Consider the following 26,973-nt stretch of genomic DNA (forward strand, 5'->3'; position numbering starts at 1 on the left):
CCAACGCATGGCCGAGGAACCCACGGTGGAGCCGATCGCGATCATCGGTCTTTCGTGCCGGGTGCCGGGAGCCGGGGACGCCGGGCAGTTCTGGCGCAACCTCGCCGACGGGGTGGAGTCGCTGACGCGGTTCACCCTGGAGGAGCAGCGGGCGCTGGGCGTCTCGGAGCGGGTGCTGGAGGATCCGAACTTCGTCCCGGCCGCGATGATGCTGGACGACCACCAGGATTTCGACGCCGCGTTCTTCGGCATGTCGATCCGGGAGGCGGAGATCCGGGATCCGCAGCACCGGCTCTTCCTGGAGCTGGCGCACACGGCGCTGGAGGACGCCGGTTACGACCCGTTCCGGTATCCGGGTGAGATCGGTGTCTACGCCGGGTCGGGTTCGGACTTCTACCAGTGGATCAACATCCGCAGCAACGCCCAGGCGCACGCGAACGCGGGCTGGCTGGCCGTGATGGTGGGCAACCATGTCGACTACTGCGCCACGCTGGCGTCGTACAAGCTGGACCTGCGGGGTCCGAGTTACACGCTGCACACGGCGTGTTCGACGTCGCTGGTGGCGGTGCACGTGGCGGCGGAGGCGCTGCGCAACGGCGAGTGCGACATGGCGCTGGCGGGCAGCGCGATGCTGGACCTGCCGCAGGGGCAGGGGTACGTCTACGACGAGGACGGCATCGTCTCCCCCGACGGTCACTGCCGGGCCTTCGACGCGAAGGCGGCGGGCACGATCTGGGGCAGCGGCGGCGGGGTGGTGGTGCTGAAGCGGCTGTCCGAGGCGCTGGCCGACGGTGACAACGTCCGGGCCGTCGTCCTGGGCAACGCGATCAACAACGACGGCGCGGGCAAGGTCGGGTTCTCGGCGCCCAGCATGGACGGCCAGGCGGCCGTGGTCGCGCAGGCGCTGGGGGTGGGCGGGGTGGACCCGCGGACGGTGACCTACGTGGAGGCGCACGGCACGGGCACCGCGCTGGGCGACCCGATCGAGGTGGCGGCGCTGAGCAGCGTGTTCCAGCAGGACACGGCCGACACGCAGTGGTGCGGCATCGGCTCGGTGAAGAGCAACATCGGGCACCTGGGCCAGTCGGCGGGCATCGCGAGCCTGATCAAGGCGGTGCTGGCGCTGGAGAACGGGCTGATCCCGCCGACGCTGCACTACCGGAGCCCGAACCCGAAGATCGATTTCGCGTCGAGCCCGTTCTACGTGGCGGCGGCGCCGACGAAGTGGGAGCGCGACGGTTTCCCGCGGCGGGCGGGGGTCAGCTCGTTCGGGATCGGCGGCACGAACGCGCACATCGTGCTGGAGGAGGCCCCGGCCGTCGAGCGCGAGGACGTGAACGGCACGGACGGCACAGACGGCCTGGGGGGTTCGGGGGCGCGGGCGGCGCATCTGCTGCGCCTGTCGGCGCGGACCGACACGGCGCTGGCGGCGGCGGCCGAGCGGCTGGCCGGGCATCTGGCGGAGCGTCCGGACCTGCGGCTGGGCGACGTGGCCCACACGTTGCGGGTGGGACGCAGGGAGCTGCCGCGCAGGCTGGCGGTGGTGGCGTCCGACGTGGCCGACGCGGTGGCGGCGCTGGCCGATCCGCGGCGGGTGATCTCCGGTACGGCGTCGCGGCGCACCCCGGGGGTGGCGTTCCTGTTCTCCGGGCAGGGCTCGCAGTACGCGGGGATGGGCGCGGAGCTGTACCGCACGGAGCGGGTGTTCGCCGAGGCGGTCGACGAGTGCGCGGAGATCCTGCTGCCGGTGCTGGGCGAGGACCTGCGGGAGCTGATCTTCGACGGGGGCGAGGAGGCCGGGGAGCGGCTGCGGCGGACCGAGCTGACCCAGCCGGCGCTGTTCACCGTGGAGTACGCGCTGGCGGTGCTGTGGCGGTCGCTGGGCGTCGAGCCGGCGGCCATGATCGGTCACAGCGTCGGGGAGTACGTCGCGGCGACGGTGGCGGGGGTGTTCAGCCTGCCGGACGCGTTGCGGCTGGTGGCGGCCAGGGGGCGGCTGGTGCAGGGGCTGCCGGGCGGGTCGATGCTGGCGGTGCGGCTGATGCCGGAGGAGGTCGGCCCGCTGCTGCCGGACGACGTGTCGGTCGCGGGGGTCAACGGGCCGGGGACATGCGTGGTCGCGGGGCCGTCGGCGTCGATCGAGGAGCTGGCGGCCCAGCTGGAGGAGGAGGGGGTGGGCGGGGTGGTGCTGCGCACCTCCCACGCCTTCCACTCGGCGATGATGGAGCCGGTTCTGGGAGAGTTCCGGGAGCTGGTGGCCTCGGTGGAGCGGTCGGCGCCGGGCCTGCCGTTCCTGTCGAACGTGACCGGCACCTGGATCACGGCGGAGGAGGCGACCGACCCGTCCTACTGGGCGCGGCACCTGCGTGAGCCGGTGCGGTTCGGCGACTGCGTGGCGAACCTGCTCGCCGACGGCGAGTGGATCATGATCGAGTGCGGTCCGGGCGGGCAGCTCGCCGGGCTGGCGGGGGCGCAGGTTCCGGCGGGCGGGGTGGCGCCGCTGGCGTCGCTGCCCGGCCCGAAGGACGTGGGCGACGACGTGCGGGTGCTGTCGGCCGCCGTCGGGACGCTGTGGGTGAACGGCCTGGAGCCGGGCGAGTTCGGGGATCCGGGCCGCCGGGTGTCGCTGCCGGGTTACCCGTGGGAGCGGCGCAGGGCGTGGATCGACCCGGATCCGCAGGGGGCGTTCGTCGGCGGGGTGGCCAACCACGCGGCGCCGGCCGGTGGGGAGCTGCCGCCGTCGGAGTGGTTCAGCGTGCCGGTGTGGCGGCAGGCGGCTCCGGCGCCGGTGCCGTCCGTGCCGGTGGGCCGCGCGCTGGTGTTCGCCGACGAGGGTTCGGCGGCGCTGGTGGCGGCGCTGCGCGCGGCCGGGGCCGAGGTGACCGAGGTGCGGCCGGGTGCGGCGTTCTCGGCGTCGGAGGCGGGTTTCACCGTACGGCCGGCGGAGCGGGCCGACTACGACGCGTTGCTGGCGGAGCTGGGTTCGGCGCCGGGCAGGGTGGTGCACGCCTGGACGGCCGGCGGCGACCCGGCGGACGGGGCCGGTGAGGTGTGGCGGGCGCAGGACCGGGGTTTCTTCAGCGTGCTGGCGCTGGTGCAGGCGCTGACGGCGGCGCAGCCCGCCGGTGAGGTCGAGCTGGACCTGGTGACCTCGGGGACCGAGGACGTCGTCGGCGGTGACCTGCTCCGGCCGGAGCACGCGACGCTGGCCGGTTTCCCCCGGGTGGTGCCGCTGGAGACGCCGTGGCTGCGGGTGCGGCACGTGGACGTGGACGCCGGCGGGCGGGGCGACTGGGCGCGGCACGCCGCGGCGGAGCTGGGCAGGCGGCCGGAGCCGGACGAGGCGGGGCTGCTGCCGTCGGTGGCGCTGCGGGGCGGGCGGCGCTGGCTGCGGCACTACGAGCCGGTCGAGGTGCCCGCCGTGCCGGACGCCGCCGGGGAGCCGGGCGCCGCGGGGCCGGGTGCCGGGGCGGGGCCGCGGGACGGGCAGGTCTACCTGGTCACCGGCGGCCTGGGGGGCATCGGGATCTCGCTGGCCGCCGACCTGGCGTCCCGGGCGCGGGTGCGGCTGGTGCTGCTGTCGCGGTCCGGGCTGCCGGACCGGTCGGAGTGGGATGCGCACGTGACGGGCCGGACGGGCCGGGCGATCGCGGCGATCCGCCGGATGGAGGCCGCCGGGGCGGAGGTGGCGGTGCTCGCGGCCGACGTGACCCGCGCGGACGACATGCGGCGCGTCAGGGACGAGGTGCTCGCCAGGTTCGGCCGGGTGGACGTGGTGGTGCACGCGGCGGGGCTGCCCGGCGGCGGCATGGCCGAGGTCAAGGAGCGGACGGCGGCCGAGGAGGTGCTGGCGCCCAAGGTGGCGGGCACGCTCGCGCTGCGTGACGCCTTCGGCGACCTCGACCTGGAGGCCGTCGTGCTGTGCTCGTCGATCACCGCGGTGGCGGGCGGGTTCGGGCAGGTCGACTACTGCGCGGCCAACAACTTCCTGGACGCGCACGCCAGGGGCGAGCACGGCTGGCGGGCGGCGGCGGTCGTGTCGGTCAACTGGGGCAGGTGGCTGGAGGTCGGCATGGCGGCCGAGGTCGCCGCTCCGGCCGGGTTCGCGGCGTTGCGGCGCGGCGACCGGATCCGGGCGGTGGACCATCCGATCCTGACGGCGCGGCACGAGCCGGACGGTGACGGCCTGGGCTGGGTCGGCGGGCACGTCGCCCCCGAGACGCACTGGGTGCTGGACGAGCACCGCATCTCCGGCGTGCCGGTGCTGCCGGGCACGGGGCACGTGGAGATGGCCCGGTGCGCGAGCGACGCGGTGCTGCCGCCGTCCGGCGGGGTGGTGGAGCTGCGTGACGTGGTGTTCGTCGAGCCGCTGTCGGTGGCCGACGGCGCGTCGGCGGAGATCCGGGTGGTGTTCGCGCCGGAGGCCGAGGGCGCGGAGTTCCAGGTGCGCAGCGTCATCGGCGGCCGGGAGCGGGTCCACGCGCGGGGCACGGCGGCCCGGGTCGATCCGGGGCCGGCGCCGTACGTGGACGTGGCGGCGATCGCGGCGCGGTGCGCTCCGGCGGGGGCGGACCAGGGCGGGGTGCCGCTGTCGGGGCTGCTGGAGCTCGGCCCGCACTGGGGGCGCAACATGCGGGGCTGCCACATCGGGCGGAACGAGGCGCTGGGGTTGTTCGAGGCCGACGACCTGGTGGCGCTGGACCTGGACCGGTGGGGGCTGCACCCGGCGCTGATGGACAGCGCGACGTCCTTCACCTGGGTGGACATCCAGGGGCACTACCTGCCGCTCGGCTACGGGCGGATCACGGTCCGGGACCGGCTGCCGAGGTCGTTCTGGAGCCACATGCGGTTCCGGGACAGCGACACCGACGAGGTGCTCGCGGTGGACGTGACGTTCATCGGGATGGACGGCACGGTCCTGGCGGAGATGTCCGACTACGTGCTGCGGCGGATCGACACCGACGCCGTGGTGGCCGGGGTGACGGCCCACGCGGGCGCGCAGCGCGCGGCGGCGGACGGGAGCGTCCCGGACGAGCCGTCCGCGCCGGAGGGGTCCGCCGGGCGAGACGGGCGGGCCGCGGCGGCGGGCGGGGCGGACACGGCGAGCGAGGTGGGCATCCGCCCGGCCGACGGAGCCGACGCGTTCCGCCGCCTGCTGGCCGTCCCGCTGGGACCGCAGGTGGTGGTCGCGGCGACGCCGCTGGCCGGCTACCTGGCGAACGTCGGCTCGGTCACCCAGGAGACGGTCGAGACGGAGCTGGACCCGGCGGCGGTGGCGGAGCGGCCCGCCCGGCCGGCGGACGAGGGCTACGTCGCGCCGCGCGGTGAGGTCGAGGCCGCCGTCGCCAGGCTGTGGGGCGAGGTGCTCGGCGGTGAACGCATCGGCGTCGACGACGACTTCTTCGAACTCGGCGGCAACTCGCTGATCGCGGTGCAGCTCATCGCGCTGATCCGCAAGGAGCTCGGCGTGCGGCTGCCGATGCGCAGCCTGTTCGAGGAGCCCACGGTCGCGGGGGTCACCGCGCTGATCGAACAGACCCGCGCCGCCACGGCGGCGGACGCCCCGTCCGCGCCCACCGGTCAAACCGTCATCCCCCGGCTTCCCCGCAGGAGCGAGCAGCAGTGAGCGAGTCAGTCATGGACACGAAGGTCGCCGACACGAAGGTCGTCGTCAACGACGAGGAGCAGTACTCGGTCTGGCCGGTCGGCCGGAGCAACCCCGACGGCTGGCACGACGAGGGTTTCGCCGGGTCCAGGGAGGAGTGCCTGGCCCACATCGAACGGGTGTGGACCGACATGCGGCCGCGGAGCCTGCGCGAGGCCATGGCCGCCGGCGCGGGAGCGGATACGGACGCGGGCACTGGCACGGACGTGAGCGCGGACACGGGCACGAACGTGGGCACGGGCACGGACGTGGGCGCGGAGGCCGGGAGGTGAGCGGGCAGGCGGTGGACGTCTTCCCGTCGTCCTCCGGCCAGGAGCGGATGTGGTTCCTCGCCCGCTTCGAGCCCGACCTGGCCGTCTACAACATCGGCATGCTCATCCCGATGAGCGCCCGCCAGCCGGTCGACCCGCGCCGGCTGGAGAGGGCCATCGCCCGGGTGGTGCGCCGCCACGAGGTGCTGCGCACGGTCTTCGAGTTCCGCGACGGCCAGGTGGTGCAGGTCGTCACGGGCGAGTCCCCCGAGGTGCGGCTGACCGAGACCGACCTGACCTCCCTGCCGGCCGCGGAGCGGGAGGCGGAGCTGGCGAGGCTCGCCAAAGCCGACGCGGCCGAGCCGTTCACGCTGGACCGGGCGCCGCTGTGGCGGATGCGGCAGGTGCGGATGGCCGACGACGACCTGCGGCTGGTCTGCGTGTTCGACCACACGGTCTTCGACGGGGTGTCGAGCCTGATCTTCGTCAACGAGATGGAGGAGTGCTACGACGCGCTGGGTGAGGGCCGGGAGCCGAGGCTTCCCGAGCTGCCCATCCAGTTCGCCGACTTCGCGGCGTGGCAGCGCGGCCGGCTGACCGGGGAGTTCGTCGAGGGCGAGCTGGCCCACTGGCGGGAGCGGCTCGCCGGGATACCGGCCGACCTGGCGCTGCCCGCGGACCGGCCGCGCCCGCGCCGCCGTACCTACCACGGGGAGATGCGGCTCGGCGTGTTCTCCGCGGAGCTGTCGGAAGGTGTGGAGCGGCTGGCCAAGGAGCTGAACGCCACGTTGTTCGTGGTGCTGCTCGCCGCGTTCGCCACCGTGCTGTCGCGGTGGTCCGGGCAGCGGGACATCGTGGTGGGCACGCCCGTGGCGGGGCGGGTGCTGCCGGAGACCGAGCCGGTCATCGGGATGTTCGTCAACGCCGTGGCGCTCCGTACCGACCTGGGCGGCGACCCGACGTTCGCCGAGGCGGTGTCGAGGGTGCGCGACACGGTTGCCGACGCCCTGGACCACCAGGAGCTGCCGTTCGAGCGGCTGGTCGAGGCGTTGCAGCCGACGCGTGACCTGAGCGTGCCGCCGATCTACCAGGTGATGTTCAACCTGGCGGTGGACACCAACGAGGGCCAGATCGCCAACGGCACCGCCAAGGTGGACCTGCAGCTCGACCTGAACATGCGCGGGGGGCGGCTGCACTCCCGGCTGGAGTACAGCACGGACCTGTTCGACCGGGCGACGATGGACCGGTTCGCGGCGAACCTGGAGACCCTGCTGGCGGGGGCCGTCGCCGACCCGCGCGCGCCGATCTCCCGGCTGCCGCTGCTCACCCCGGCGGAACGGGAGCGGATCCTGGCGCTCGGCACCGGGACGGACGCCGGCTCCCCGGACCACGCCGCCGACGGCGCGGACGCGACGCGCGCCGGAAGTACGGCGGGCGCCGGAAGTACGGCGGGCCCGGACGGGAGCCTCGCGGAGGCGGACCACGCCGCCGACGGCGCGACGCTGGGCGCGCTCGTCGAGGCCCAGGTGGCCAGGACGCCCGGCGCCCCGGCCGTGGTGGCGGGCGGCGTCACGCTGACCTACGCCGAGCTGGACGAACGCGCCAACCGGCTGGCCCACTGGCTGCGCCGGATCGGCGTGGGCCCCGCCGCCCCGGTGGCGGTCTGCGCCGAGCGGTCGGCGGACCTGGTCGTCGCCCTGCTGGCCGTGGTGAAGGCGGGCGGGGCCTACGTCCCGCTGGACCCGGAGTACCCGCGGGCGCGGCTGGCGTTCATGCTGGCCGACAGCGGCGCCCGGGTGCTGCTGACCCAGCGGCACCTGCGTGACCTGCTTCCCCAGGGAGCGGTCAAGCCGGTGCTGCTGGACGAGCCCGGCGCCTGGGAGGACCGGCCGCCGCACGCCCCCGCCCCGGTCGCCGGACCCGATCACCCCGCCTACGTGATCTACACCTCGGGGTCGACGGGCCGCCCCAAGGGGGTGGTCAACACCCACCGGGGGGTGGTCAACCGGCTCGGCTGGATGCAGCGCAGGTTCGGCCTCGCCCCCGGCGAGGCGGTCATGCAGAAGACCCCGGCGAGCTTCGACGTGTCGGTCTGGGAGTTCTTCTGGCCCCTGGTCACCGGAGGTCTGCTGGTGGCGGCCCGGCCCGGCGGGCACCGCGACCCGGGCCACCAGCGTGACCTCGTCAAGGAGCACGCGGTGACGACGATGCACTTCGTGCCGTCGATGCTGGCGCTGTTCCTGGAGGAGACCGGCATCGAGTCGTGCCGGTCGCTGCGGCGGGTGATCTGCAGCGGTGAGGAGCTGACGCCGCACCTGGCGGACAGGTTCGCCGAGCGGCTGCCCGGCGTGGAGCTGCACAACCTCTACGGGCCGACGGAGGCCGCGGTGGACGTGTCGGCCTGGCGGGTGGAGCCGGGCCGGTCCCGGCACACGCTGCCGATCGGCCGGCCCATGCCCGGCAACCGGCTGTACGTCCTGGACGACCACCTCCAGCCGGTCCCGGCCGGCGTGCCGGGGCACCTGCACATCGGCGGGGTACAGGTCGCGCCGGGCTACGCGGGCCGGCCCGGCCTGACGGCCGACCGGTTCGTGCCCGACCCGTACGGCCCGCCCGGGTCGCGGATGTACGCCACCGGCGACGCTGCCAGGTGGAACGGCGAGGGCGACCTGGAGTTCCTGGGACGCCTGGACGACCAGGTGAAGGTGCACGGCTGGCGGGTCGAGCCGGGCGAGATCGAGGCATTGCTCGCCGAGCACCCGAAGGTACGGCGGGCGGTGGTGGCGTTGCGCGACGACGCCCCGGGCGGGCGGGGCCTGGTCGCCTACGTCGGCTGGGACGGCGACCCCGCCGCGCTCACCGCCGAGCTGCGCAGGCACCTGGCCGGACGGCTGCCCGCCGCGCTCGTCCCGCAGGCGTTCGTGGGGATCGACGACGTCCCGCTGACCCCCGGCGGCAAGCTCGACCGTGACGCGCTGCCGTCGCCGGGCGGTTCGGGCCGGGCCGACCTCGGTACGCCGTACGTGGCGGCGCGCACCCCGCTGGAGGAGGAGTTGTGCGCGCTCTGGGGTGAGCTGCTGGGCCGTGACCGGATCGGCGTCGAGGACGACTTCTTCCAGCTCGGCGGGCACTCGCTGCTGGCGGTGCTGCTGGTCACCCGCTACCGGGAGGACCACGGCGTGGAGATGCCACTGCGGCGCTGCTTCGAGGTCACCACGGTGGCCGGGCACGCGCTGGCCCTGCTGGAGCTGCGGATGAGCGGAGACGACGAGCTGGAGGAACTGCTGGCCGCGTTGGAGGACCCGGCGGATGGGTGACCTGAGGGCGAGGCTGGCGCGGCTGAGTCCCGAGCAGCGGGCGGCGCTGGAGGAGAAGCTGCGGCGGAAGGCGGCGCCGCGGCGGGAGGAGATCCCGCCGCGGCCGGAGCCCGGCGGCCCGGCGCCGCTGTCCTTCGGGCAGGAGCGGCTGTGGTTCCTGCAGCGGCTCGACCCGGCGGACGCCTCCTACAACATGTTCATGGTGCAGCGGCTGCGCGGGCCGGTCTCGGTGGACGCGCTGCGCCACGCCTTCGGCCGCCTGGTGGAGCGGCACGAGACGCTGCGCACCCGCTTCACCGTCCTTGAGGGGCGGCCGGTGCAGGAGGCCGTTTCGCCGGAGCCGGTCGAGCCGGAGGTCTTCGATCTCGGCGGAGCTCCGGCGGCCGAGCGGGAGGGCCTCGCGACCAGGCTGGTCGCCGACCTCACCAACCGGCCGTTCGACCTCGCGGCCGGGCCGCTGCTGCGGGTCCACCTGATCACGATGTCGCCGGCCGACCATGTGCTGTGCGTGGTGCTGCACCACATCGTGGCCGACGGCTGGTCGCTGAAGATCCTGCTGCGCGAGTTCGCCGCCTGCTACGCCGCCCGTCTGGAGGGGCGTGAGGCCGGGCTGCCGCCCGTCGCGCTGCGCTACTCCGACTACGCGGCCTGGCAGCGGGCGCGGCTGGACGAGACCGCCGTGCGGAAGCAGCTGGACTACTGGAGCGGACGACTCGCCGGGGTGCCGGTCCTCGACGTCCCCACCGACCGGCCCCGGCCCGCGGTGCGGTCGTCGAACGGCGACTACGAGGTGCGGCGGCTCGGCCGCGAGCTGACCGCCCGGCTGGAACGGCTGGCCGCCGAGGAGCGGTGCACGCCGTTCATGGTGCTGCTGGCGGCGTTCCAGGCCCTGCTCGGGGCGCACTCCGGGCAGGACGACGTGTGCGTGGGCTCGGTGATCGCCGGGCGGGACCGTCCGGAGCTGGAGCAGGTCGTCGGGTTCTTCCCGAACACGCTCGCGCTGCGCGGCGACCTGTCCGGCGACCCCGGCTTCCGCGAGCTGCTCGGCCGCGTCCGGACGATCGTGCTGGAGGCGTTCGCCCACCAGGACATCCCGTTCGAGCGGCTGCTGAACGAGCTGCGGGTCGAGCGTGACCTGAGCACCACGCCGCTGTTCCAGGCCATGTTCGTGATGCAGGACCGGGAGGCGTCGGAGCTGGCGATCGCCGGGGTCGAGACCGACGTGTTCGACCCGGGGGCGCGTCAGGCGAAGTTCGACCTGATGCTGGACGTGACGCCGCGCTCCGGCTCGCTGTACGCGATGCTGTCCTACAACGCCGACCTGTTCGAGACCGGCACGGTGTCCAGGATGCTGCGCAGGTACGAGCGGATGCTGGAGGCCGTGGTCGACGACCGCGACATCCCGCTGTCGCGGCTGCGCGCCGCGATGCTGCTGCCCGAGGACCGCGTCCCGGCGGCCACCGCGTCCCTGCCGTCCTCCCGGCGGACCGGCACGGACACCACGGCGGGCGCGGCGGGTATGGACGACGCGCCCGGCGGGCCCGGCACGGACCGCTCCGGGGACGCGGAGCGCACGGGCGGCACGGCGACGGTGCTCGCCCTGTTCGACGGGCGGGCGCGGCTGGCCCCGGACGCGGTCGCGGTCAGCCACGGCGACCGGCGTCTCGGCTACGGCGAGCTGCGTGACCGCGCGGAGCGGCTGGCCGCGCGGCTGGTCGCCGCCGGTGTGACGGCCGAGACGGTGGTCGGGGTGTGCGCCCGGCGGAGTCCCGAGCTGGTCGTCGCCCTGCTGGCCGTACAGAAGGCGGGCGGCGCCTACCTCCCCCTGGACCCGGCCCATCCCGCCGGGCGGCTGCGCTGGATGCTGCGCGACGCGCGGGCGTCGCTGCTGCTCGCCCAGGACGGCCTGCTGGAGTGCGACGACCTGCCGGTGATCCCCCTGAACGACGTCGCGGACGTTCTCCAGGCGGTCACCCTGAACGGCGTCGCGGACGGCTCCCCGGCGGTCACCCCGGACGGCCTGCCGTCCGCGGTCCCCTCCCCCGTCCCGGCATCCGCGGTCGCCTCCCCCGCCCCGCGGGCGGGTGATCCGGCGACCCTGGCGTATGTGATCTACACCTCCGGGTCGACCGGCCGGCCCAAGGGTGTGGAGGTCGAGCGGCGCGCGCTGGACGCGCGTGTCGCGTGGATGCGCCGCGAGTACGGCATCCGGCCCGGTGACCGGGTGCTGCAGTTCGCCTCCGCCGGGTTCGACACGCACGCCGAGGAGATCTACCCCGCGCTCACGTCGGGGGCCGAGCTGGTGCTGGCCCCCGACGAGCCGCTGCCCGACTTCCTGCGGACCCCTCAGGGGCGGTCGCTGACCGTCATCGACCTGCCCACCTCCTACTGGCAGGAGCTGACCGCCGCCCGCGTCGCGTGGCCCGAGACGCTGCGCCTGCTCATCCTGGGCGCCGACCCGCTGCCCGCCCCGGCGCTCGCCGCCTGGTACGCCGCGCACGGCGAGCGGATCACCCTGGTCAACAGCTACGGCCCCACCGAGACGACGATCATCGCCACCGCCGCCGAACTGGACCCCTCCGAGGCGTCCCGGCGGCCCACCGTGGGCCACGCGCTCACCGGCGGCCGCGTCCACGTGCTGGACGAGCACGGCTCGCCGGTCCCCGTCGGGGTGGCCGGTGAGCTGTGCGTCGGCGGGGCCGGGGTGGCGCGCGGCTACCGGGGGGCGCCCGCCCTGACCGCCGCCCGATTCGTCCCCGACCCGTACGGCCCGGCGGGGTCGCGCCTCTACCGCACCGGCGACCGGGCGCGGCTGCGTCCGGACGGGCGGGTGGAGATCCTCGGCCGCGTCGACCGGCAGGTCAAGATCCGTGGTTACCGGATCGAACCCGGTGAGATCGAGGACCGCCTCCTGTCCCTCCCCGGGGTGGCGCGGGCGGTGGTGACGGTCCGGGAGGACACCCCCGGCGACCGCCGCCTGGTCGCCTACGTCGTGCCCCGGGAGGAGTCCGTCCTCCGGGAGGAGTCCATCCTCCAGGAGGAGTCCGTTCCCCGGGAGGAGTCCCCGGACGGGAACGGCCCGGTGAGCGACGGCCCCCTCGGGCACCCGGCGGGCGACGAGCCACCCGGGCGTCCGGCGGGCGACGACCCGCCCGGGTGCCTGGCGGGCAGCGGGCCGACCGTGCCCCTCGCGGGCCGCGGGTCGGCCGGACACCTCGCGGAAGACGAGCCGCCCGGACACCTCGCGGAAGACGAGCTGCTCGCGCGTCTGGCGGCGGAGCTGCCGCCGTACATGGTGCCCGGCGCCGTCGTGGTCGTGGACCGCATCCCGCTGACCCCCTCGGGCAAGGTCGACCAGGCGGCGCTGCCCGTTCCCGGGCCGCGCGCGGGGCATGCCCATCTGCCCCCGGCCACCGCCACCGAGGAGCTGGTGTGCTCGGTGTGGGCCGAGGTGCTCGGGGCCGAGAGGGTCGGCGCGCTCGACGACTTCTTCCGGCTCGGCGGCCATTCGCTGCTGGCCACCCGGGCGGTCGCCCGGCTCTCGGCCGCGACGGGCCTGGACGTGCCGCTCAAGCTCGTCTTCACCCACCCGTCGGCCCGGCGGCTCGCCCGCGAGCTGGACCTGCTCGCCGGGGACGGCCAGGCGGGTCCCGCCCTGTCCCGGCGGCCGGAGGGCACGGCGCCGCCGCTGTCGTTCGCGCAGGAACGCATCTGGTTCATGGAGGAGCTCACCCCTGGCACCTCGACGTACGTGCTTCCCGCCGCGGTACGTCTGCGTGAGCCGGTGGACGCCGCGGCCCTGCAGGACCGGCTGGACGACGCCGTGGCCCGGCACGAGAGCCTGCGCATGCGCTTCCCCGCCGCCCCGGACGGGCGTCCGGAGGTCCGTGTCGTCCCCGCCGGGCACCCCGACGCGCGGGTCCCGCTGCGCGTCGCCGAGGCCGCCTCCGTCGAGGAGGCGCGCGGGATCGCCGGCGCCGACGCGGAGCGTCCCTTCGACCTGGCCGCCGGTCCGCCGCTGCGGGTGACGCTCGTGCGGCTCGGGCCCGCCGACCACGTCCTGGTGGTCGCCGTGCACCACATCGTCGCCGACGGCTGGTCGGCCGAGATCCTGCTCGGCGAGCTGCTCGGCGGGACGCGGCGGCCGCGTGCGCCGCGTGCCGGGTACGGCGACTACGCGCTCCGGCAGCGTGAGCGGCTGGCCGGGCCGTACCTGGAGCGGCACCTGGACTTCTGGCGGGAGGAGCTGGCCGGGCTGCCCGCGCTGGACCTGCCCGCGGACGCGCCCAGGGCCGTACGGCCGGCGCACCGGGGGGCGTGGCATGACCTGCGGTTGGACGCCGGCCTCGTCGCCGGACTGACGGAGCTGGCCCGCGCCCGCGGCGCGACCCTCTACATGGCGCTGCTGGCGGCGTTCCAGGCGACGCTCGCCCGATGGTCCGGGCAGCGCGACTTCGCGGTGGGCTCCCCGCTGTCCGGGCGGGACCTGGCCGAGCTGGAGGACATGGTCGGGTTGTTCGTCAACCTGCTGCCGATGCGGGCCCGCCTGTCCGGCGACCCGGGCTTCGGGGAGCTGCTCGACCGCACCCGGGACGCCGTACTGGAGGTCTACGCCCACCAGGAGCTGCCGTTCGAGAAGCTCGTCGCCGAGCTGGACGTGGCCAGGGACACGAGCCGCCCGCCGCTGGCGCAGGTGCTGTTCGCCCTGCAGAGCTACCTGGACACGATGCCCCGGACGGACTCGACGGACCCGGCGGGCTCCCCCGGGTCGGCGGGGTCTGCGGAGACCGCGGGGACACGTGGCGGGCGGCGGGCGGAGCCGTTCGCGCTGCGCACCACCACGGCCCGGTTCGACCTGGAGCTGTACGCCGCGGAGACCGGTGACGGCGTGGCGGCCAGATTCGTCTACGACCGCGACCTGTTCCGGCCGGACACCGTCGAGCGCCTCGCCGGCGGTTTCCTTTCGCTGCTCCGCGCCGTCGTCGCCGCCCCGGGCACCCCGCTGTCGGAGCTGGAGGTGCTCCCGGCGGAGGAGCGGGACCTGGTGCTGAACCGGTGGAACGCCACCGGCCGCGACCATCCGGGCGGCACGCTGCACGGCCTGTTCGAGGAGCAGGCGGCGCGCACCCCCGACGCCACGGCGGTGGTGTCCGAGGAAGGGACGCTGACCTACGCCGAGTTGGACGCGCGGGCGGCCCTGCTGGCCGCCGGCCTGGTGGGCGGCGGGACGGGGCCGGACTCCGTGGTCGCCGTGCGCGCCGAACGCTCGCTCGACCTGCCCGTGCGCCTGCTCGCCGTACTCAAGGCGGGCGGGGCCTACCTGCCCCTGGACCCCGGCCTGCCGGAGCGGCGCGTCCGGCTCATGCTGGACGAGGCCGGCGCGAGGGAGCTCACCGCGGTCCTGGAGCGCACCCCCGGGCCGGGGCCGTCGGCCGCGAAGACCCCCTTGGGGGACGTCCCGGAGGACTCCCTCGCATACGTGATCTTCACCTCCGGGTCGACCGGACGCCCCAAGGGCGTCGGCGTCTCCCACCGCGCCATCGTCAACCGGCTGCGCTGGATGCAGGAGACCTATCACCTCACCCCCGCCGACCGGGTCCTCCACAAGACCCCGGCCGGATTCGACGTGTCGGTGTGGGAACTGTTCTGGCCGCTGATCACCGGCGCGGCGCTGGTGGTCGCCCGGCCCGACGGCCATCGCGACCCGGCCTACCTGCGCGACCTCGTGCGGAGCCGGGGCGTCACCACGGCGCACTTCGTTCCGTCCATGCTGGCCGCCTTCACCGCCGAGGAGGGGATCGAGGACTGCCGGTCGCTGCGCCGGGTGATCTGCAGCGGCGAGGAGCTGACGGCCGCCGCCGCGCGGCGGCTGACCGACCGGCTGCCCGGGGTGGAGCTGCACAACCTGTACGGTCCCACCGAGGCCGCGGTGGACGTCTCCTGGCACCGCTACGCGCCGGGTGAGGAGACCGTGCCGATCGGCCGCCCGGTGGACAACACCCGGCTGTACGTGCTGGACGACACGCTGCGGCCGGTGCCGGTGGGCACGCCGGGGCAGCTGTTCATCGGCGGCGTCCAACTCGCCCGCGGCTACCTCGGCAGACCCGCCCTCACCGCCGAACGCTTCCTGCCCGACCCCTACGGACCCCCCGGCTCCCGCCTCTACGCCACCGGAGACCGCGCCCGCTGGCGCCCCGACGGAGAACTCGACTACCTCGGCCGCCTCGACGACCAACTCAAGATCCGCGGCATGCGCGTCGAACCCGGCGAGATCGAGGCCGTACTCGCCCGGCATCCCGGCCTGGAGGCGTCCGCGGTCGGCGTGTGGCGTGACGCCGCCGGGGCGCGCCTGGTCGGCTACGCCGTCTGGCGTGACGGTGACGGTGACGGGGACGGGGGTTCCGGTGCGGAGCGTCCCGACCTCCGCGAGTGGCTCCGCCGGGAGCTGCCCGAGCACATGGTCCCGTCGGCGTGGGTGACGCTGGACGCCCTGCCGCTCACCGCCAACGGCAAACTCGACCGGGCCGCGCTGCCCGTACCGGACGGCCGCGGCGGCCTTCCCCCGGAGCCGCCCCGCACCGACGCGGAACGCGACGTGGCCGAGGTGTGGCGGGAGGTGCTGGGCGTGGACGGCATCGGCCGCGACGACGGCTTCTTCGCCGTGGGCGGCGACTCCATCCGCAGCCTGTCGGTGGTGGCCGGGCTGCGGCGCAGGGGCTACCGGCTCGACCTGCAGCGGCTGTTCACCCACCAGACCGTCGCGGAGCTGGCCGCCGCACTCACCCGCGGCGACGGACCGGGGCCGGCCGACGCGCCGGCGACGGAGGCGTTCGGCCTGCTCGGTCCGGAGGACCTGGCCAAACTCACGGGAGGCGACCGATGATCGAGGACGCGTATCCGCTGGCCGCGCTGCAGGCCGGCATGCTGTACCACAGCGAGCTCGACACCGGCGGCTCCACCTACCACGACCTGATGACGATCACCGTGCGCGGCGGTCTCGACGCCGCCGCGCTGGAGCGGGCGCTGGCCGAGGCCGCCGCCCGGCACCCGGTGCTGCGCACCTCCTTCGACCTGACCGGGTTCAGCGAGCCGCTGCAGCTCGTCCACGACGCGGCCGTCATCCCGCTGGAGGTCACCGACCTGCGCGGCGACGGAGCGCGGGAGCGGCTGGCCGAGTGGCGGGAGGCGGAGAAGCGCACCGGGTTCGACTGGACGTCTCCCCCGCTGATGCGTGCCCACGCCCACGTGCTGGGCGACGGCGAGTTCGCGTTCAGCCTCAGCTTCCACCACGCGATCCTCGACGGCTGGAGCGTCGCCGCCCTGGTCACCGAGATCCTGCGCCGCTACACCGCCGGCCCGGAGGAGCGGGCCGGCGGCCTCGCCCCGCCGCGGGCGGCGTTCCGGGACCTGGTGGCGGCCGAGCGGGCCGCCGTGGCCTCGGAGCGGGCGCGGGAGTTCTGGCGGGAACGGGTGGCGGACGCCCCGGACTGCCGCCTGCCGCGGCTGCCCGGGTTCCCCTCGGGCGGACCGCGCGCCGCCGAGGTGCTGGCCGTACCGGTGCCCGCGCCCGCGGTGGCCGCGCTGGAACGCGACGCCCGCGAGCTGCGGGTCCCGCCGCGCACGATCCTGCTGACGGCCTGCCTGCTGGCTCTGGGCCTGGTGACCGGTGAGCGCGAGGTGATGACCGGCGTGCTGGGGCACGGCAGGCCGGAGAGCGAGGGCGGCGGCGAGGTGCTCGGCCTGTTCCTCAACACGCTGCCGCTGCGGGTACGGCTGGACGCCGCCGACCGGGCCGAGCTGGTGCGGCGGGTGTTCGACGCCGAGGTGGCGGCCGTGCCGTACCGGCACTATCCGCTGTTCGAGATCCAGCGGCTCGCCGGCCGCTCCCCCCTGCTGGACACGCTGTTCGACTTCAGGGACTTCCACGTGTACGGCGGGCTGCCGGAGGACGGCCCGGCCGTCACCGGGCAGGAGTTCTTCGAGCAGACCGACGTGCCGTGCACGGTGGCCTTCGTCCGGGTCCCGGGCGGCGGGTTGACGCTCACCGTCTCCTACGACGGCGCCCAGTTCCCGCGCGGGCAGATGGAGGCCCTGGCCGCTCACGTGCTGGAGGCGGTCACCGGTACGCCGCAGGTCGGCGAGGCCGACGTCGCGGCGATCACCCGCTGGAACGCCACCGGCCGCGACCACGCCGGGGGAACCCTGCACGGCCTGGTGCTCGCCCGCGCGGCCGCGGCCCCGGACGCCCCGGCGGTGGGCTTCGCGGGCGAGTGGATCACCTACCGCGAGCTGGCGCGGCGGGCGGCGCGGGTGGCGGCGGCGCTGCGCGGGGCCGGGGCGCGGGCCGGCGAGCCGGTCGGCGTCCACCTGGAGCGGAGCCTGGACCTGCCCGCCGCCCTGCTGGGCGTGCTGGCGGCCGGCGGCGCGTATCTGCCGATGGAGCCGGGGCATCCGGCCGGGCGGCTGCGGGACATGCTGGCCGACGCCGGCGCCTCGGTGGTGCTCACCTCCGCCGCCCTCGCCGGGCAGGCCCCGCCGGCCGCCCGCACGGTGACGCTGCCGGACGGCTGGGACGGTGAACCGCTCCCGGCGGACGCCGCGACGCCCGCCGCGGACGGGCCCGGGAACGCCACCGGCTCCGGACCCTCCACCGCGAAGAACGCCACCGGCCCCGGAGCGCCCACCGTGAGGGACGCCTCCGGCTCCGGACCGTCCACCGGGAAGAACGCCACCGGCCCGGGGTCGTCCACCACGAAGGAGGCCGCCGGCTCCGAGCCGTTCACCGGGGAGGACGTCCCGGAGGACTCCCTCGCATACGTGATCTTCACCTCCGGGTCGACCGGACGCCCCAAGGGCGTCGGCGTCTCCCACCGCGCCATCGTCAACCGGCTGCGCTGGATGCAGGAGACCTACCGCCTCACCCCCGCCGACCGGGTCCTCCACAAGACGCCGACATCGTTCGACGTGTCGGTGTGGGAACTGTTCTGGCCGCTGATCACCGGCGCGGGACTGGTGGTCGCCGAGCCGGGCGGTCACTACGACCCCGGCCTCATCGCCGAACTGATCGCCGGTGAAGGGATCACCACGGCGCATTTCGTGCCGTCGATGCTGGAGGCGTTCCTCGACCTGCCGGAGGACCTGCTGAGAGACCTTCCGGAGGACCGTGGGCCATCGGAGGACCGTGACCCGCCGGAGGACCTGTCGAGAGACCTGCCGGGGCGGGCCGCGGGCGGGCTGCGCAGGGTGGTGTGCTCGGGCGAGGCGCTCCCGGCCGACCTGGTGCGCCGTTTCGCCGACCGGCTGCCCGGGGTGGAGCTGCACAACCTGTACGGTCCCACCGAGGCCGCGGTAGACGTCTCCTGGCACCGGTGCGACCCGGCCGAGCCGGTGGTCCCGATCGGCCGCCCGGTGGACAACACCCGTCTTGAGGTGCTCGACGAGCGGATGGCGCGGGTGCCGGTGGGCACGCCGGGGCAGCTGTTCATCGGCGGCGTCCAACTCGCCCGCGGCTACCTCGGCAGACCCGCCCTCACCGCCGAACGCTTCCTGCCCGACCCCTACGGGCCCCCCGGCTCCCGCCTCTACGCCACCGGAGACCGCGCCCGCTGGCGCCCCGACGGAGAACTCGACTACCTCGGCCGCCTCGACGACCAACTCAAGATCCGCGGCATGCGCGTCGAACCCGGCGAGATCGAGGCCGTACTGCTCGACCAGCCCGAGGTGCGCGCCGCGGCGGTCGTCGCGGACGGCGACCGCCTGGTCGGCTACGTCGTGACCGGCGGCGCTCCGGTGGAGTGGCGGTCACGGTTGCGGAACCGGCTGCCCGAGCACATGATCCCGTCGGCGTGGGTGACGCTGGACGCCCTGCCGCTCACCGCCAACGGCAAACTCGACCGGGCCGCGCTGCCCGCGCCGGAACGGCCGGAGCCGGACCGGCACCGGGTGCCGCCCAGGGATCCGGTGGAGGGCCGGCTGGCCGCCGTCTGGGAGGACGTGCTCGGCGTCACCGCGGTCGGCGTGTTCGACGACTTCTTCGACCTGGGCGGGCACTCGCTGCTGGCGCTGCGGCTGGCCACGCGGATCCGGCGGGAGTTCGGCAGGGAGCTGCCGGTGGCCGCCGTGCTGGCCTCACCGACCGTCGCGGGCCTGGCCGAGGTGCTGCGCGGCCCGGAGGACCTGGCGGCCGGGCAGCGGATCGTCACACTCAACGCCGGCGGCGACCGGCCGCCGATCTTCCTGGTGCACGCGCTCGGCGGACAGGTCTTCCGGTACCTGCCGCTGGCCCGCAGGCTCGGCCCCGACCAGCCGGTGTACGCGATCGCCGCCAGCGGCCTGGCCTCCGGCGAGGACCCCCACCCGACCATGGCCGAGATGGTCGACGACTACGTGGCGCGGCTGCGCGAGTTGCGGCCGGCCGGGCCGTACGTGCTGGGGGGCTTCTGCATCGGCGGCAACATCGCGCTGGAGACGGCCAGGCGGCTGCGCGCCCTCGGCGAGGAGGTGCCGCTGGTGGTGCTGTTCTACTCGGACGCCGACGAGCCGGTGATCACAAGCTCGCTGGAGGACGATGCCTCGCTCATGACGCACGCGCTGGCCGGCGGGCCGCTGGAGACGGATGCGGCCGAGTTCGCGGGCCTCGGCCCGGAGGAGATGCTGCTGGCGGTCATCGAGGCCGCCGGCCGGGAGCGGCGGCTGGCCCCGGACACCGCCGACGTCGAGCAGGCGCGGCGCTACCTGCGGGTGTTCCGGGCCAACGCGCACGCCGTCGGCCGCTACCGCCACGACCCCTACGACGGGGACGTGGCGCTGTTCGCGCCCGTCGGCGACCGGCCCGACCTGGGCTGGAGGTCCGTGGTCAAGGGGACGCTCGCGATCGAGCCCATCCCCGGCGAGCGCGTGGTCGTCCTTTTCGAACCCCTGGTCGCCGAGGCGGCCGCCAAAGTGAGGAGCTGGATCGACGATGGTGTCACCGGAGGCTGAGCGCACACGGGAGGCCGGGGACGGTCCCGGGACGGCCGGGGACGGGCACGGCGAAGACGGGCGGGCCGGGGACGGGCGTCCCGCCCCCGGATCCGGGGGCGGAGGCGGGGACACGCTCTGGCGCAACCACGACTTCCTGCGGCTCTGGGCCGGGCAGGCCCTGTCCCAGGCCGGTTCGCAGATCTCCTACGTGGCGATCCCGCTGGTCGCCGTCGTCACCCTGGGTGCGAGCGCGACCGAGATGGGGGTGCTCGGCGCGCTGGTCCGGCTGCCGATGCTGGGGTTCCTGCTGTTCGGCGTCTACGTCGACCGGATGCGCAAGCGCCCGGTGCTGATCTGGACCGACCTCGGCCGGGCCGTGGTGCTGGCGCTGGTGCCGCTGCTGTACGTGATGGACTCCCTGACGCTGGGCGCGCTGTACGCGGTGGTGTTCGCGCTCAGCCTGCTGTCGGTGCTCTTCCAGGTCGCCTACCGCTCCTACTTCCCCTCCCTGGTGCCGCTGTCGCACCTGGCGGAGGGCAACGGCAAACTGCAGCTCAGCGAGTCGCTGGCGCAGACCGCCGGTCCGGGCGCCGCATCGGCGCTGCTGAAGGTCATGGCCACGCCGATGCTGATCCTGATCGACGTGTTCTCCTACCTGTTCTCCGCGGCGGCGGTGCTGCTGATCCGCCGCCCCGAGGCCCGGCCCGAGCCGGACGACGAGACGGCCGGCAGCGTGCACCGGGCCATCTGGGCCGGCTTCCGCTGGGTGATGACGCAGCCGATGATCCGCCCGCTGGCGATCGCCAGCGGCCTGTACTCGTTCTTCGTCATGGGCGCGATGCAGTCGATCTACATCCTGTTCCTGCTCAGGGGCGGCCCCGACCTGCCGCCGGAGTGGGTGGGCGCCGTCATGGCGACCGGCGGGGTGGGCGCGATCCTCGGCGCGACGCTGTCGGTGCGGACGATGCGCCGCCTGGGCCTCGGCCCGACCCTGCTGTGGAGCACGGTGATCGGCAACTGTTCGCTGCTGCTGGTGCCGTTCGCCTCCGGCTCCGTCTGGACGGCCGCGGTGATGCTCGGCGCGTCCCAGTTCGTCGTCTGGGCCTGCAACCAGGTCTTCTTCGTCAGCAACATGACGCTGGTGCAGTCGATCACCCCGCCGCGCCTGCAGGCCAGGGTGATCGGCACGATCTACTCCCTCGGCCTGATCCCCGCGCCGCTCGGGGCGCTGGGCGCCGGCCTGCTCGGTGACGCCGTCGGCCTGCGCTTCGCCATCCTCGTCGCGGTGGTCGCCGGTGCCATCCTGCCGATCCTGCTGCTGGTCTTCTCCCCCATCCCGGGGACGAAGGAGTTCCCCGCCGGGCCCCGGGAATAGGTTCTGGAGCGTACGACGCCTTGATCCGCCGGACAGAACCCGGCCGAGCACCCGGCCCTCCGCAGCAGTGGCGATCTCCGGTCGGCTGACCGCCGCTCCCGCCTCCGGCCCGAGCGCAGGACCTGACGGACTGCCCGACTCCTGCGTCCGGCCTCGTCGCCGGCCTGTTCGTCTCAGGTGAGGGAGGTGTCGCCGAGCGACTGCAACAGGGTGCGCAGCGCGTCGGCCAGCCCGTCCGCCCGGTCGCGGTCGAGGGCCTGGAGCAGGCGTGTCTCGTTGGCGATGTGCAGGGCGAACAGGTCGTCAATGGTCTGGCGGCCGTGGGCGGTGAGCCGGATCCGCACCGTGCGGCGGTCGACGGCGTCCGGGACCCGTTCGACGAGGTTCTTGGTCACCATGCGGTCGATGCGCTTGGTGATGGCGCCCGAGGTGACCATTGACGCCTTGACGAGCTGGCCCGGGGTCAGCTCGTAGGGCTCGCCCGAACGCCGGAGCGTGGTCAGAACGTCGGCCTCGCTGTTGTCCAGGCCGTACCGGCGGAAGAAGTCCTGGATCTCCGTCTCCAGCAGCCGGGCGAGCCGTTGGATTCGGCCCACCACCCCGACCGGCCAGATGTCCACGTCGGGACGCTCCCGGCGCCAAGCGTCCATCACCGCGTCTACGGCGTCGCCCATCCCACACCTCTCTTGCTAGTCTCTTATCGATATCTTACCAGTAAGAGACATGAGGGAAGGTGTCCATGTCCCGCAATATGGAGGCGGTTCGAGCCGCCTACCAGGCGTTCACCGACGGCGATCTCGACCGGTTCATCGAGTCGCTCGCCCCCGACTTCGTCTCCCGGCAGTCGATCGCGGTCCCGTGGCACGGCACCTACCGGGGACACGAGGGCGTACGGAAGATGTTCGGCAAGGTCGCCGAATGCGCCGATGCCGTCTACGAACCGTCCCGGTTCATCGAAGGCGACGAGCACATCGTCGTGGTCGGCGATGCCCGCACCGTCCCCCGGAGCACCGGCGCGGCGGCCACCGTCCGGGAACTGCACGTCTGGCAGATCAGGGACGGCCGGCTGCTCGGCCTGGAGGTCTTCCTCAACGCCCCCGCACCGCTCCTGACCGCACTCGGGGCCTGAGCAGGTCCTTGAACACCCGCACGATCGACCCCCGACACAGGGAGATGACATTGTCCTGGCTGGACAGCGACTACCCACCGCCTCGCTATCACGGAGACCGCGGAGAGATCAGCGCACGTCTCCGCTCCGCCGACACACCGGCAGACCTCGTCACACCGTCCGGCGGACGGACCGACTATCTCGCCACCAAGGCATCGACCGGCGGGGAGTTCGGCCTCTACCGGGTCCGCATGAGCCCCGAAGCCGCGGGCACGAGCACCCACTTCCACAAGACGATGACCGAATCGTTCTACGTCGTGGCCGGGACTCTGCGGGTCTACGACGGCCGGCGATGGTTCGACGCATCGGCGGGAGACTTCTTCCACGTGCCGCCGGGCGGCCTGCACTCCTTCGGGAACGAGTCCGGTGAGCCGGTCGACTTCCTGATGCTGTTCACCCCCGGCGCGGCCCGGGAGGGCTACTTCGAAGGGGTCGGTCACCTCGCCGGCATGAGCGACGAGGAACGGCTCGCCTTCTTCGTCCACCACGACAGCTATTTCACCGACATGGCCAAGGGTCCGGCGGCGCAGTCATGGCAGGCCCGCGGCGCGCGGTGACGCGAACCCGGCCCTGGGACGAAGCCGGGGCCGCCACGCCGGGAAACCGGATCCGGCGCTCGGAGCGCAATCGCTCCGTAGCGCCGGATCCGGTCCCCCACCGCGCCTTCCGCCGGCGGCGTTGCGCACCGCAGGAGGCCGTGCTCGTGGCCGATGATGAGAGCCAGGCGGCCGGCCCCGGGCGTCCGGTTCACAGACTCAGGCCCGACTCCAGGTGGGCCAGCGCCTTGTCGATCTCGGCCGGACCGTCCAGGCCGGAGTTCCGTGCCCACTGCGCCCAGACCATGGCCACCACACCGAAGGCGGCGCCGACCGCGTTCCGGATCCGCGGGTCGTCCTCGGCGCATCCCGCCCTGTCCGCCACGATGGCGCGGACCTCGCCGATCAGGTCCGGGCTTCTCCGCAGGTTGGCCACCAGCAGCTCGGGCACGGTGGCCGCGAACACTTCCCGTGCGTGCCCTGCGGCGATCTCCTCGGCGGACAGGGCGGCGAACGCCGTGTGGAACGCGCCGCGCAGCACGGTGACCGGGGGGCCCGGCGGCTGGGAGGCCAGCGCCTCGATGAGAGGCGGGAAGCGGTCGAGCGTGACCAGGTCTTCCTTCGTCGGGAAGTAGCGGAAGAAGGTGGCCGGGGAGATCTCGGCCGCTTCGGCTATCTGCTCGACGGTGGTGACGTTGTAGCCGCGCTCACGGAAGAGCCTGAACGCCTCACGCAGGATCGTCTCCCTGGTCCTGGCCTTCTTGCGTTCGCGCAGTCCGATCTCAGTCACGCAGAAGATTGTACTGCGCACACAAACAAGTGTTCTCTATCAATTGATAGTAGACTCTCACAATTATCAGATCAGGGAGATCCGGAGGTGCCCGTCATGGGCCATGACGTCAACGGCCTGCACCACGTCGGCCACATCGTGCGGGACATGGACCAGGCGATGGAGCTTTACCGGAAGCTCGGCTTCACCGTGGCCGCCCCCGCCTGTCCCGTCATGCCGGCCGCACCGGGAGGCCCCGCGGAGCCGTTCGGAGCGGCCAACGCCCACGTGTACTTCCCGTGCGGTTTCGTCGAACTGGTGGCCGTCATCGGTGACACCGGCCGCATGCCCGGCAACGCGCGCCCGATCCCGTTGCGGGTATCCGACGACAAAGTGCCGGGGCTGAGGGCCGCCATCCGCGCCACCGCGGCCGACATCGCGTCCTTCCTGCGGCGCTTCCAGGGCGTGCACATCATGATCGCCGACACGCCCGACATCGATCGCGTGGCCGCGCGGCTGACGGCCGACGACGTCGGCCACGGTGGCGTCCATGACATCCAGCGGCCCGTCGAGACCGCCACGGGGACCAGAATGGAGCCTGCTCGCTACCTGGAGATCACCCGCCTCCATCCGTCACCGGGACGCGTACCGGAGGGCAGGATCGGGTTCGCCGAGAACGCACCGGTCAAGGCGCCCCGGGATCGGCGGCGCACCGACCATCCCAACGGCGCGACCGGGCTGGTCGAATGCGTGCTGTGCGTGGCCGACACGGCGTTGCCCGAGTTGGCGCGCCGCTACGAAAGCTACTTCGGCCGGGCACGACACGGTCGGGTGACGCGTTTCGACCGGGCGAACGTCACCGTCGTGGCCGCATCGGCGCTCGCCGGCCTGCTACCCGGTGAGCGTCCGGCGGCCCTGCCCGCGTTCGTCGCCTACGCGGTGGCCGTACGCGACCTTTCCGCCACCGAAGAACTCCTGCGCGACAACGACGTCCCGGTCATCCGAACCGGCCCCGAGAAGATGTTCGTGCCCGCCGGCGCCGCACTGGGCGTCGCGATCGTCTTCCGCCAGGACGGCTGAGGCCGCCCGGAAGCCGTGGCTCACGACGAGCCTGGTGGCGGGGGAGAGACGGTGTCGTGGAGGGCGCGTACGGCGCTGCGGACCGCGGGGATGTGATCCGCCTCGCGATGATGGATCAGGTGCACGGTCCGGGGACGAAGCTGCGCGGCCACGCGAACGGTGACGCCGGGATTCCGGAAGGCGTCGAGGGCGAGCTGCGGGAGCAGCCCGATCCCCAGGCCGCGGGCGATCAGTGCCTGGGTGACCACGTAGTCGTCGGTGCTGTGGCGGATGTCCGGGACGAAGCCCGCGTCCTGACAGGTCTGAAGCAGGTTCGCGGTGCACCGTTCGCACCCCCCGACCCACCTCTCCTCCGACAGCAGCCGCAGGTTCACCGGCCGGTCGGGCGGTGCGGCGTGCGCGTGGGGGTGGGAGCGCGGCAGAACCAGCCGGACCGGGTCCTCCCCCAGCACGACCCGCACCAACCCGGGGTGGTCGGCCGGGTGTTCTCCCGCGTGGGTGAACGTCAGAGCCAGATCCACCTCACCGGTGGCGAGGAGGTCCAGCGCTTCGGGGGGCTCCGCCTCGCGGAGCCGTACGTCCATGCCGGGATGGCGCTGGGCCAGCAGGCTCATGGCGGCGGGAACGAGCGCGGCGCTGGCCGAGGGGAACGCGGCGAGCCGGACGGTGCCCTCCCGCAGCTGGGCCAGCGCGTCGAGGTCGTCATCGGCGGCGTGCAGCCGTGTGGCGATGGCGTCGGCGTGGCGCAGCAGGACCGTGCCCGCTTCGGTGAGCTGGATCCCGCGCGGGCGGCGCAGCACGAGCGCCAACCCGACCTGGCGCTCCAGATGGCGCAGATGCTGGCTGACCGCCGGCTGCGTCCACCCGAGAGAGCGGGCCGCCCCCGCGATCGAACCGGAATGCGCGATCTGCCGGAAGATGAGCAGGCGGTGGGCATCCATGCCATAAGTATTGCTTGGGGGTCGTCCAAGAAACGCAGGTCTACCTATGAGCCTCACCCGTGGGTCACCATGGGCCCATGACACGGACCATCGGCCTGATCGGCGGCATGAGCTGGGAATCCTCCGCCGAGTACTACCGGCTGCTCAATGAGGAGACCCGCAGGCGACTGGGCGGCCATCACTGCGCCCGGAGCCTGCTGCTGACCCTGGACTTCGCCGAGATCGAGGCCATGCAGCGCGCGGGAGACTGGGAGGCCGCCGGGCGGCGGCTCGCCCAGGCGGCCAAGACCCTCGAGCAGGCCGGGGCGGAGATGGTCCTGCTGTGCACCAACACCATGCACCGGGTCGCCGAGGCCGTCGAGGCGGCGATCGGTGTTCCCTTCGTCCACATCGTCGACGCGACGGCGGAACGGATCACCCGGGCCGGCCTCACGACCGTGGGGCTGCTGGGCACCCGCTTCACCATGGAAATGGACTTCTACCGATCCCGGATGCTCAGGCACGGGCTGGAGATCCTGGTGCCCGACGAGCCCGGCCGCACGCTCGTGCACGACGTCATCTACCGGGAGCTCACCCAGGGCCGCGTCGAGGACTCCTCCCGTGAGGCCTACCGGCGGATCATCGCCGATCTGGCCGAGCGCGGCGCCCAGGGGGTCATCCTGGGCTGTACCGAGATCACCCTTCTCATCGGCCCCCAGGACAGCGCCGTTCCCGTGTTCGACTCCACCCGCATCCACGTCGAACACGCCGCCGACCTGGCGTCGCGGTGAACGGCGCGGCCCGCGCCGGGGCCCGCTGATCGATGGTCGTTCAGCCGGCCGTCACCGTACTTCCGGCCGATGATCAACCCGTGACCGGCGGAGACCATGGGTCTCCACAAGCGGTGGTCGTGATGCCGCGGCCGGGCCT

13 protein-coding genes are annotated in these 26,973 nt (G+C 74.0%); 10 read left to right on the forward strand and 3 right to left on the reverse strand.

Annotated features, from left to right (window positions below):
- The first annotated feature begins 7 nt into the window (after positions 1-7).
- From HDA43_RS03870 to HDA43_RS03895, 6 genes are read left to right on the forward strand one after another with little or no spacing between them, the layout of a single operon-like run.
- The gene (locus HDA43_RS03870) at positions 8-5,626 is read left to right on the forward strand and encodes a type I polyketide synthase (protein WP_179818329.1); all 5,619 of its coding nucleotides are present in this window, start codon (positions 8-10) and stop codon (positions 5,624-5,626) included.
- Positions 5,623-5,937 carry an MbtH family protein gene (locus HDA43_RS36830; RefSeq protein ID WP_446697289.1) on the forward strand — a complete coding sequence of 105 codons (315 nt, stop codon included), beginning with the start codon at positions 5,623-5,625 and terminating at the stop codon, positions 5,935-5,937. The genes HDA43_RS03870 and HDA43_RS36830 overlap by 4 nt, the downstream gene beginning before the upstream one ends.
- A complete protein-coding gene (locus HDA43_RS03880) occupies positions 5,934-9,233 on the forward strand; it encodes a non-ribosomal peptide synthetase (RefSeq protein ID WP_179818330.1) in 3,300 nt (1,099 codons plus the stop codon). The genes HDA43_RS36830 and HDA43_RS03880 overlap by 4 nt, the downstream gene beginning before the upstream one ends.
- Positions 9,226-16,116: a non-ribosomal peptide synthetase gene (locus HDA43_RS03885; RefSeq protein WP_179818331.1), complete on the forward strand. Its 6,891-nt coding sequence runs from the start codon at positions 9,226-9,228 to the stop codon at positions 16,114-16,116. Before HDA43_RS03880 ends, HDA43_RS03885 begins: the two co-directional genes overlap by 8 nt.
- Positions 16,113-20,213 (forward strand): AMP-binding protein, encoded by a 4,101-nt coding sequence (locus HDA43_RS03890; RefSeq protein ID WP_179818332.1) that lies wholly within the window; start codon positions 16,113-16,115, stop codon positions 20,211-20,213. Before HDA43_RS03885 ends, HDA43_RS03890 begins: the two co-directional genes overlap by 4 nt.
- Complete coding sequence (locus HDA43_RS03895; RefSeq protein ID WP_179818333.1) at positions 20,194-21,570, forward strand: MFS transporter; 1,377 nt, start codon at positions 20,194-20,196, stop codon at positions 21,568-21,570. The genes HDA43_RS03890 and HDA43_RS03895 overlap by 20 nt, the downstream gene beginning before the upstream one ends.
- A 173-nt stretch (positions 21,571-21,743) precedes the next feature.
- Here the strand turns inward: HDA43_RS03895 and HDA43_RS03900 are convergent, their stop codons facing one another.
- On the reverse strand, positions 21,744-22,244 hold the full coding sequence (locus tag HDA43_RS03900; protein ID WP_179818334.1) for a MarR family winged helix-turn-helix transcriptional regulator: 501 nt from the start codon (positions 22,242-22,244) through the stop codon (positions 21,744-21,746).
- A 65-nt stretch (positions 22,245-22,309) separates the two neighbouring features.
- On the opposite strand from HDA43_RS03900, the gene HDA43_RS03905 reads away from it, so the two are divergent.
- Together HDA43_RS03905 and HDA43_RS03910 are read left to right on the forward strand one after the other, a co-directional pair.
- Complete coding sequence (locus HDA43_RS03905; protein ID WP_179818335.1) at positions 22,310-22,699, forward strand: nuclear transport factor 2 family protein; 390 nt, start codon at positions 22,310-22,312, stop codon at positions 22,697-22,699.
- 50 nt (positions 22,700-22,749) lie between these two features.
- Positions 22,750-23,295 carry a cupin domain-containing protein gene (locus HDA43_RS03910; protein WP_246423903.1) on the forward strand — a complete coding sequence of 182 codons (546 nt, stop codon included), beginning with the start codon at positions 22,750-22,752 and terminating at the stop codon, positions 23,293-23,295.
- A gap of 190 nt (positions 23,296-23,485) precedes the next feature.
- On the opposite strand, the gene HDA43_RS03915 is transcribed toward HDA43_RS03910, so the two are convergent.
- On the reverse strand, positions 23,486-24,064 hold the full coding sequence (locus tag HDA43_RS03915) for a TetR family transcriptional regulator (protein WP_312872975.1): 579 nt from the start codon (positions 24,062-24,064) through the stop codon (positions 23,486-23,488).
- 96 nt (positions 24,065-24,160) lie between these two features.
- On the opposite strand from HDA43_RS03915, the gene HDA43_RS03920 reads away from it, so the two are divergent.
- A complete protein-coding gene (locus tag HDA43_RS03920) occupies positions 24,161-25,123 on the forward strand; it encodes a VOC family protein (RefSeq protein WP_179818337.1) in 963 nt (320 codons plus the stop codon).
- A 20-nt stretch (positions 25,124-25,143) separates the two neighbouring features.
- Here the strand turns inward: HDA43_RS03920 and HDA43_RS03925 are convergent, their stop codons facing one another.
- Positions 25,144-26,064, reverse strand: coding sequence for a LysR family transcriptional regulator (locus HDA43_RS03925; protein ID WP_179818338.1), 921 nt, complete (start codon positions 26,062-26,064; stop codon positions 25,144-25,146).
- A 77-nt stretch (positions 26,065-26,141) separates the two neighbouring features.
- Between HDA43_RS03925 and HDA43_RS03930 the strand changes: the two genes are divergently transcribed.
- Positions 26,142-26,834 (forward strand): aspartate/glutamate racemase family protein, encoded by a 693-nt coding sequence (locus tag HDA43_RS03930; protein WP_179818339.1) that lies wholly within the window; start codon positions 26,142-26,144, stop codon positions 26,832-26,834.
- The last annotated feature ends 139 nt before the right edge of the window (positions 26,835-26,973 follow it).

The sequence above is a fragment of the Streptosporangium sandarakinum genome (assembly GCF_013409935.1).
Taxonomy (GTDB): Bacteria; Actinomycetota; Actinomycetes; order Streptosporangiales; family Streptosporangiaceae; genus Streptosporangium; species Streptosporangium nondiastaticum.

Excerpts from the sequence above, each read along its gene's own strand:
- HDA43_RS03870 (WP_179818329.1), top strand. The coding sequence starts at position 8 with ATGGCCGAGGAACCCACGGTGGAGCCGATCGCGATCATCGGTCTTTCG.
- HDA43_RS03885 (WP_179818331.1), top strand. The coding sequence starts at position 9,226 with ATGGGTGACCTGAGGGCGAGGCTGGCGCGGCTGAGTCCCGAGCAGCGG.
- HDA43_RS03890 (WP_179818332.1), top strand. The coding sequence starts at position 16,113 with ATGATCGAGGACGCGTATCCGCTGGCCGCGCTGCAGGCCGGCATGCTG.
- HDA43_RS03895 (WP_179818333.1), top strand. The coding sequence starts at position 20,194 with ATGGTGTCACCGGAGGCTGAGCGCACACGGGAGGCCGGGGACGGTCCC.
- HDA43_RS03900 (WP_179818334.1), bottom strand. The coding sequence starts at position 22,244 with ATGGGCGACGCCGTAGACGCGGTGATGGACGCTTGGCGCCGGGAGCGT.
- HDA43_RS03905 (WP_179818335.1), top strand. The coding sequence starts at position 22,310 with ATGTCCCGCAATATGGAGGCGGTTCGAGCCGCCTACCAGGCGTTCACC.
- HDA43_RS03920 (WP_179818337.1), top strand. The coding sequence starts at position 24,161 with ATGGGCCATGACGTCAACGGCCTGCACCACGTCGGCCACATCGTGCGG.
- HDA43_RS03925 (WP_179818338.1), bottom strand. The coding sequence starts at position 26,064 with ATGGATGCCCACCGCCTGCTCATCTTCCGGCAGATCGCGCATTCCGGT.
- HDA43_RS03930 (WP_179818339.1), top strand. The coding sequence starts at position 26,142 with ATGACACGGACCATCGGCCTGATCGGCGGCATGAGCTGGGAATCCTCC.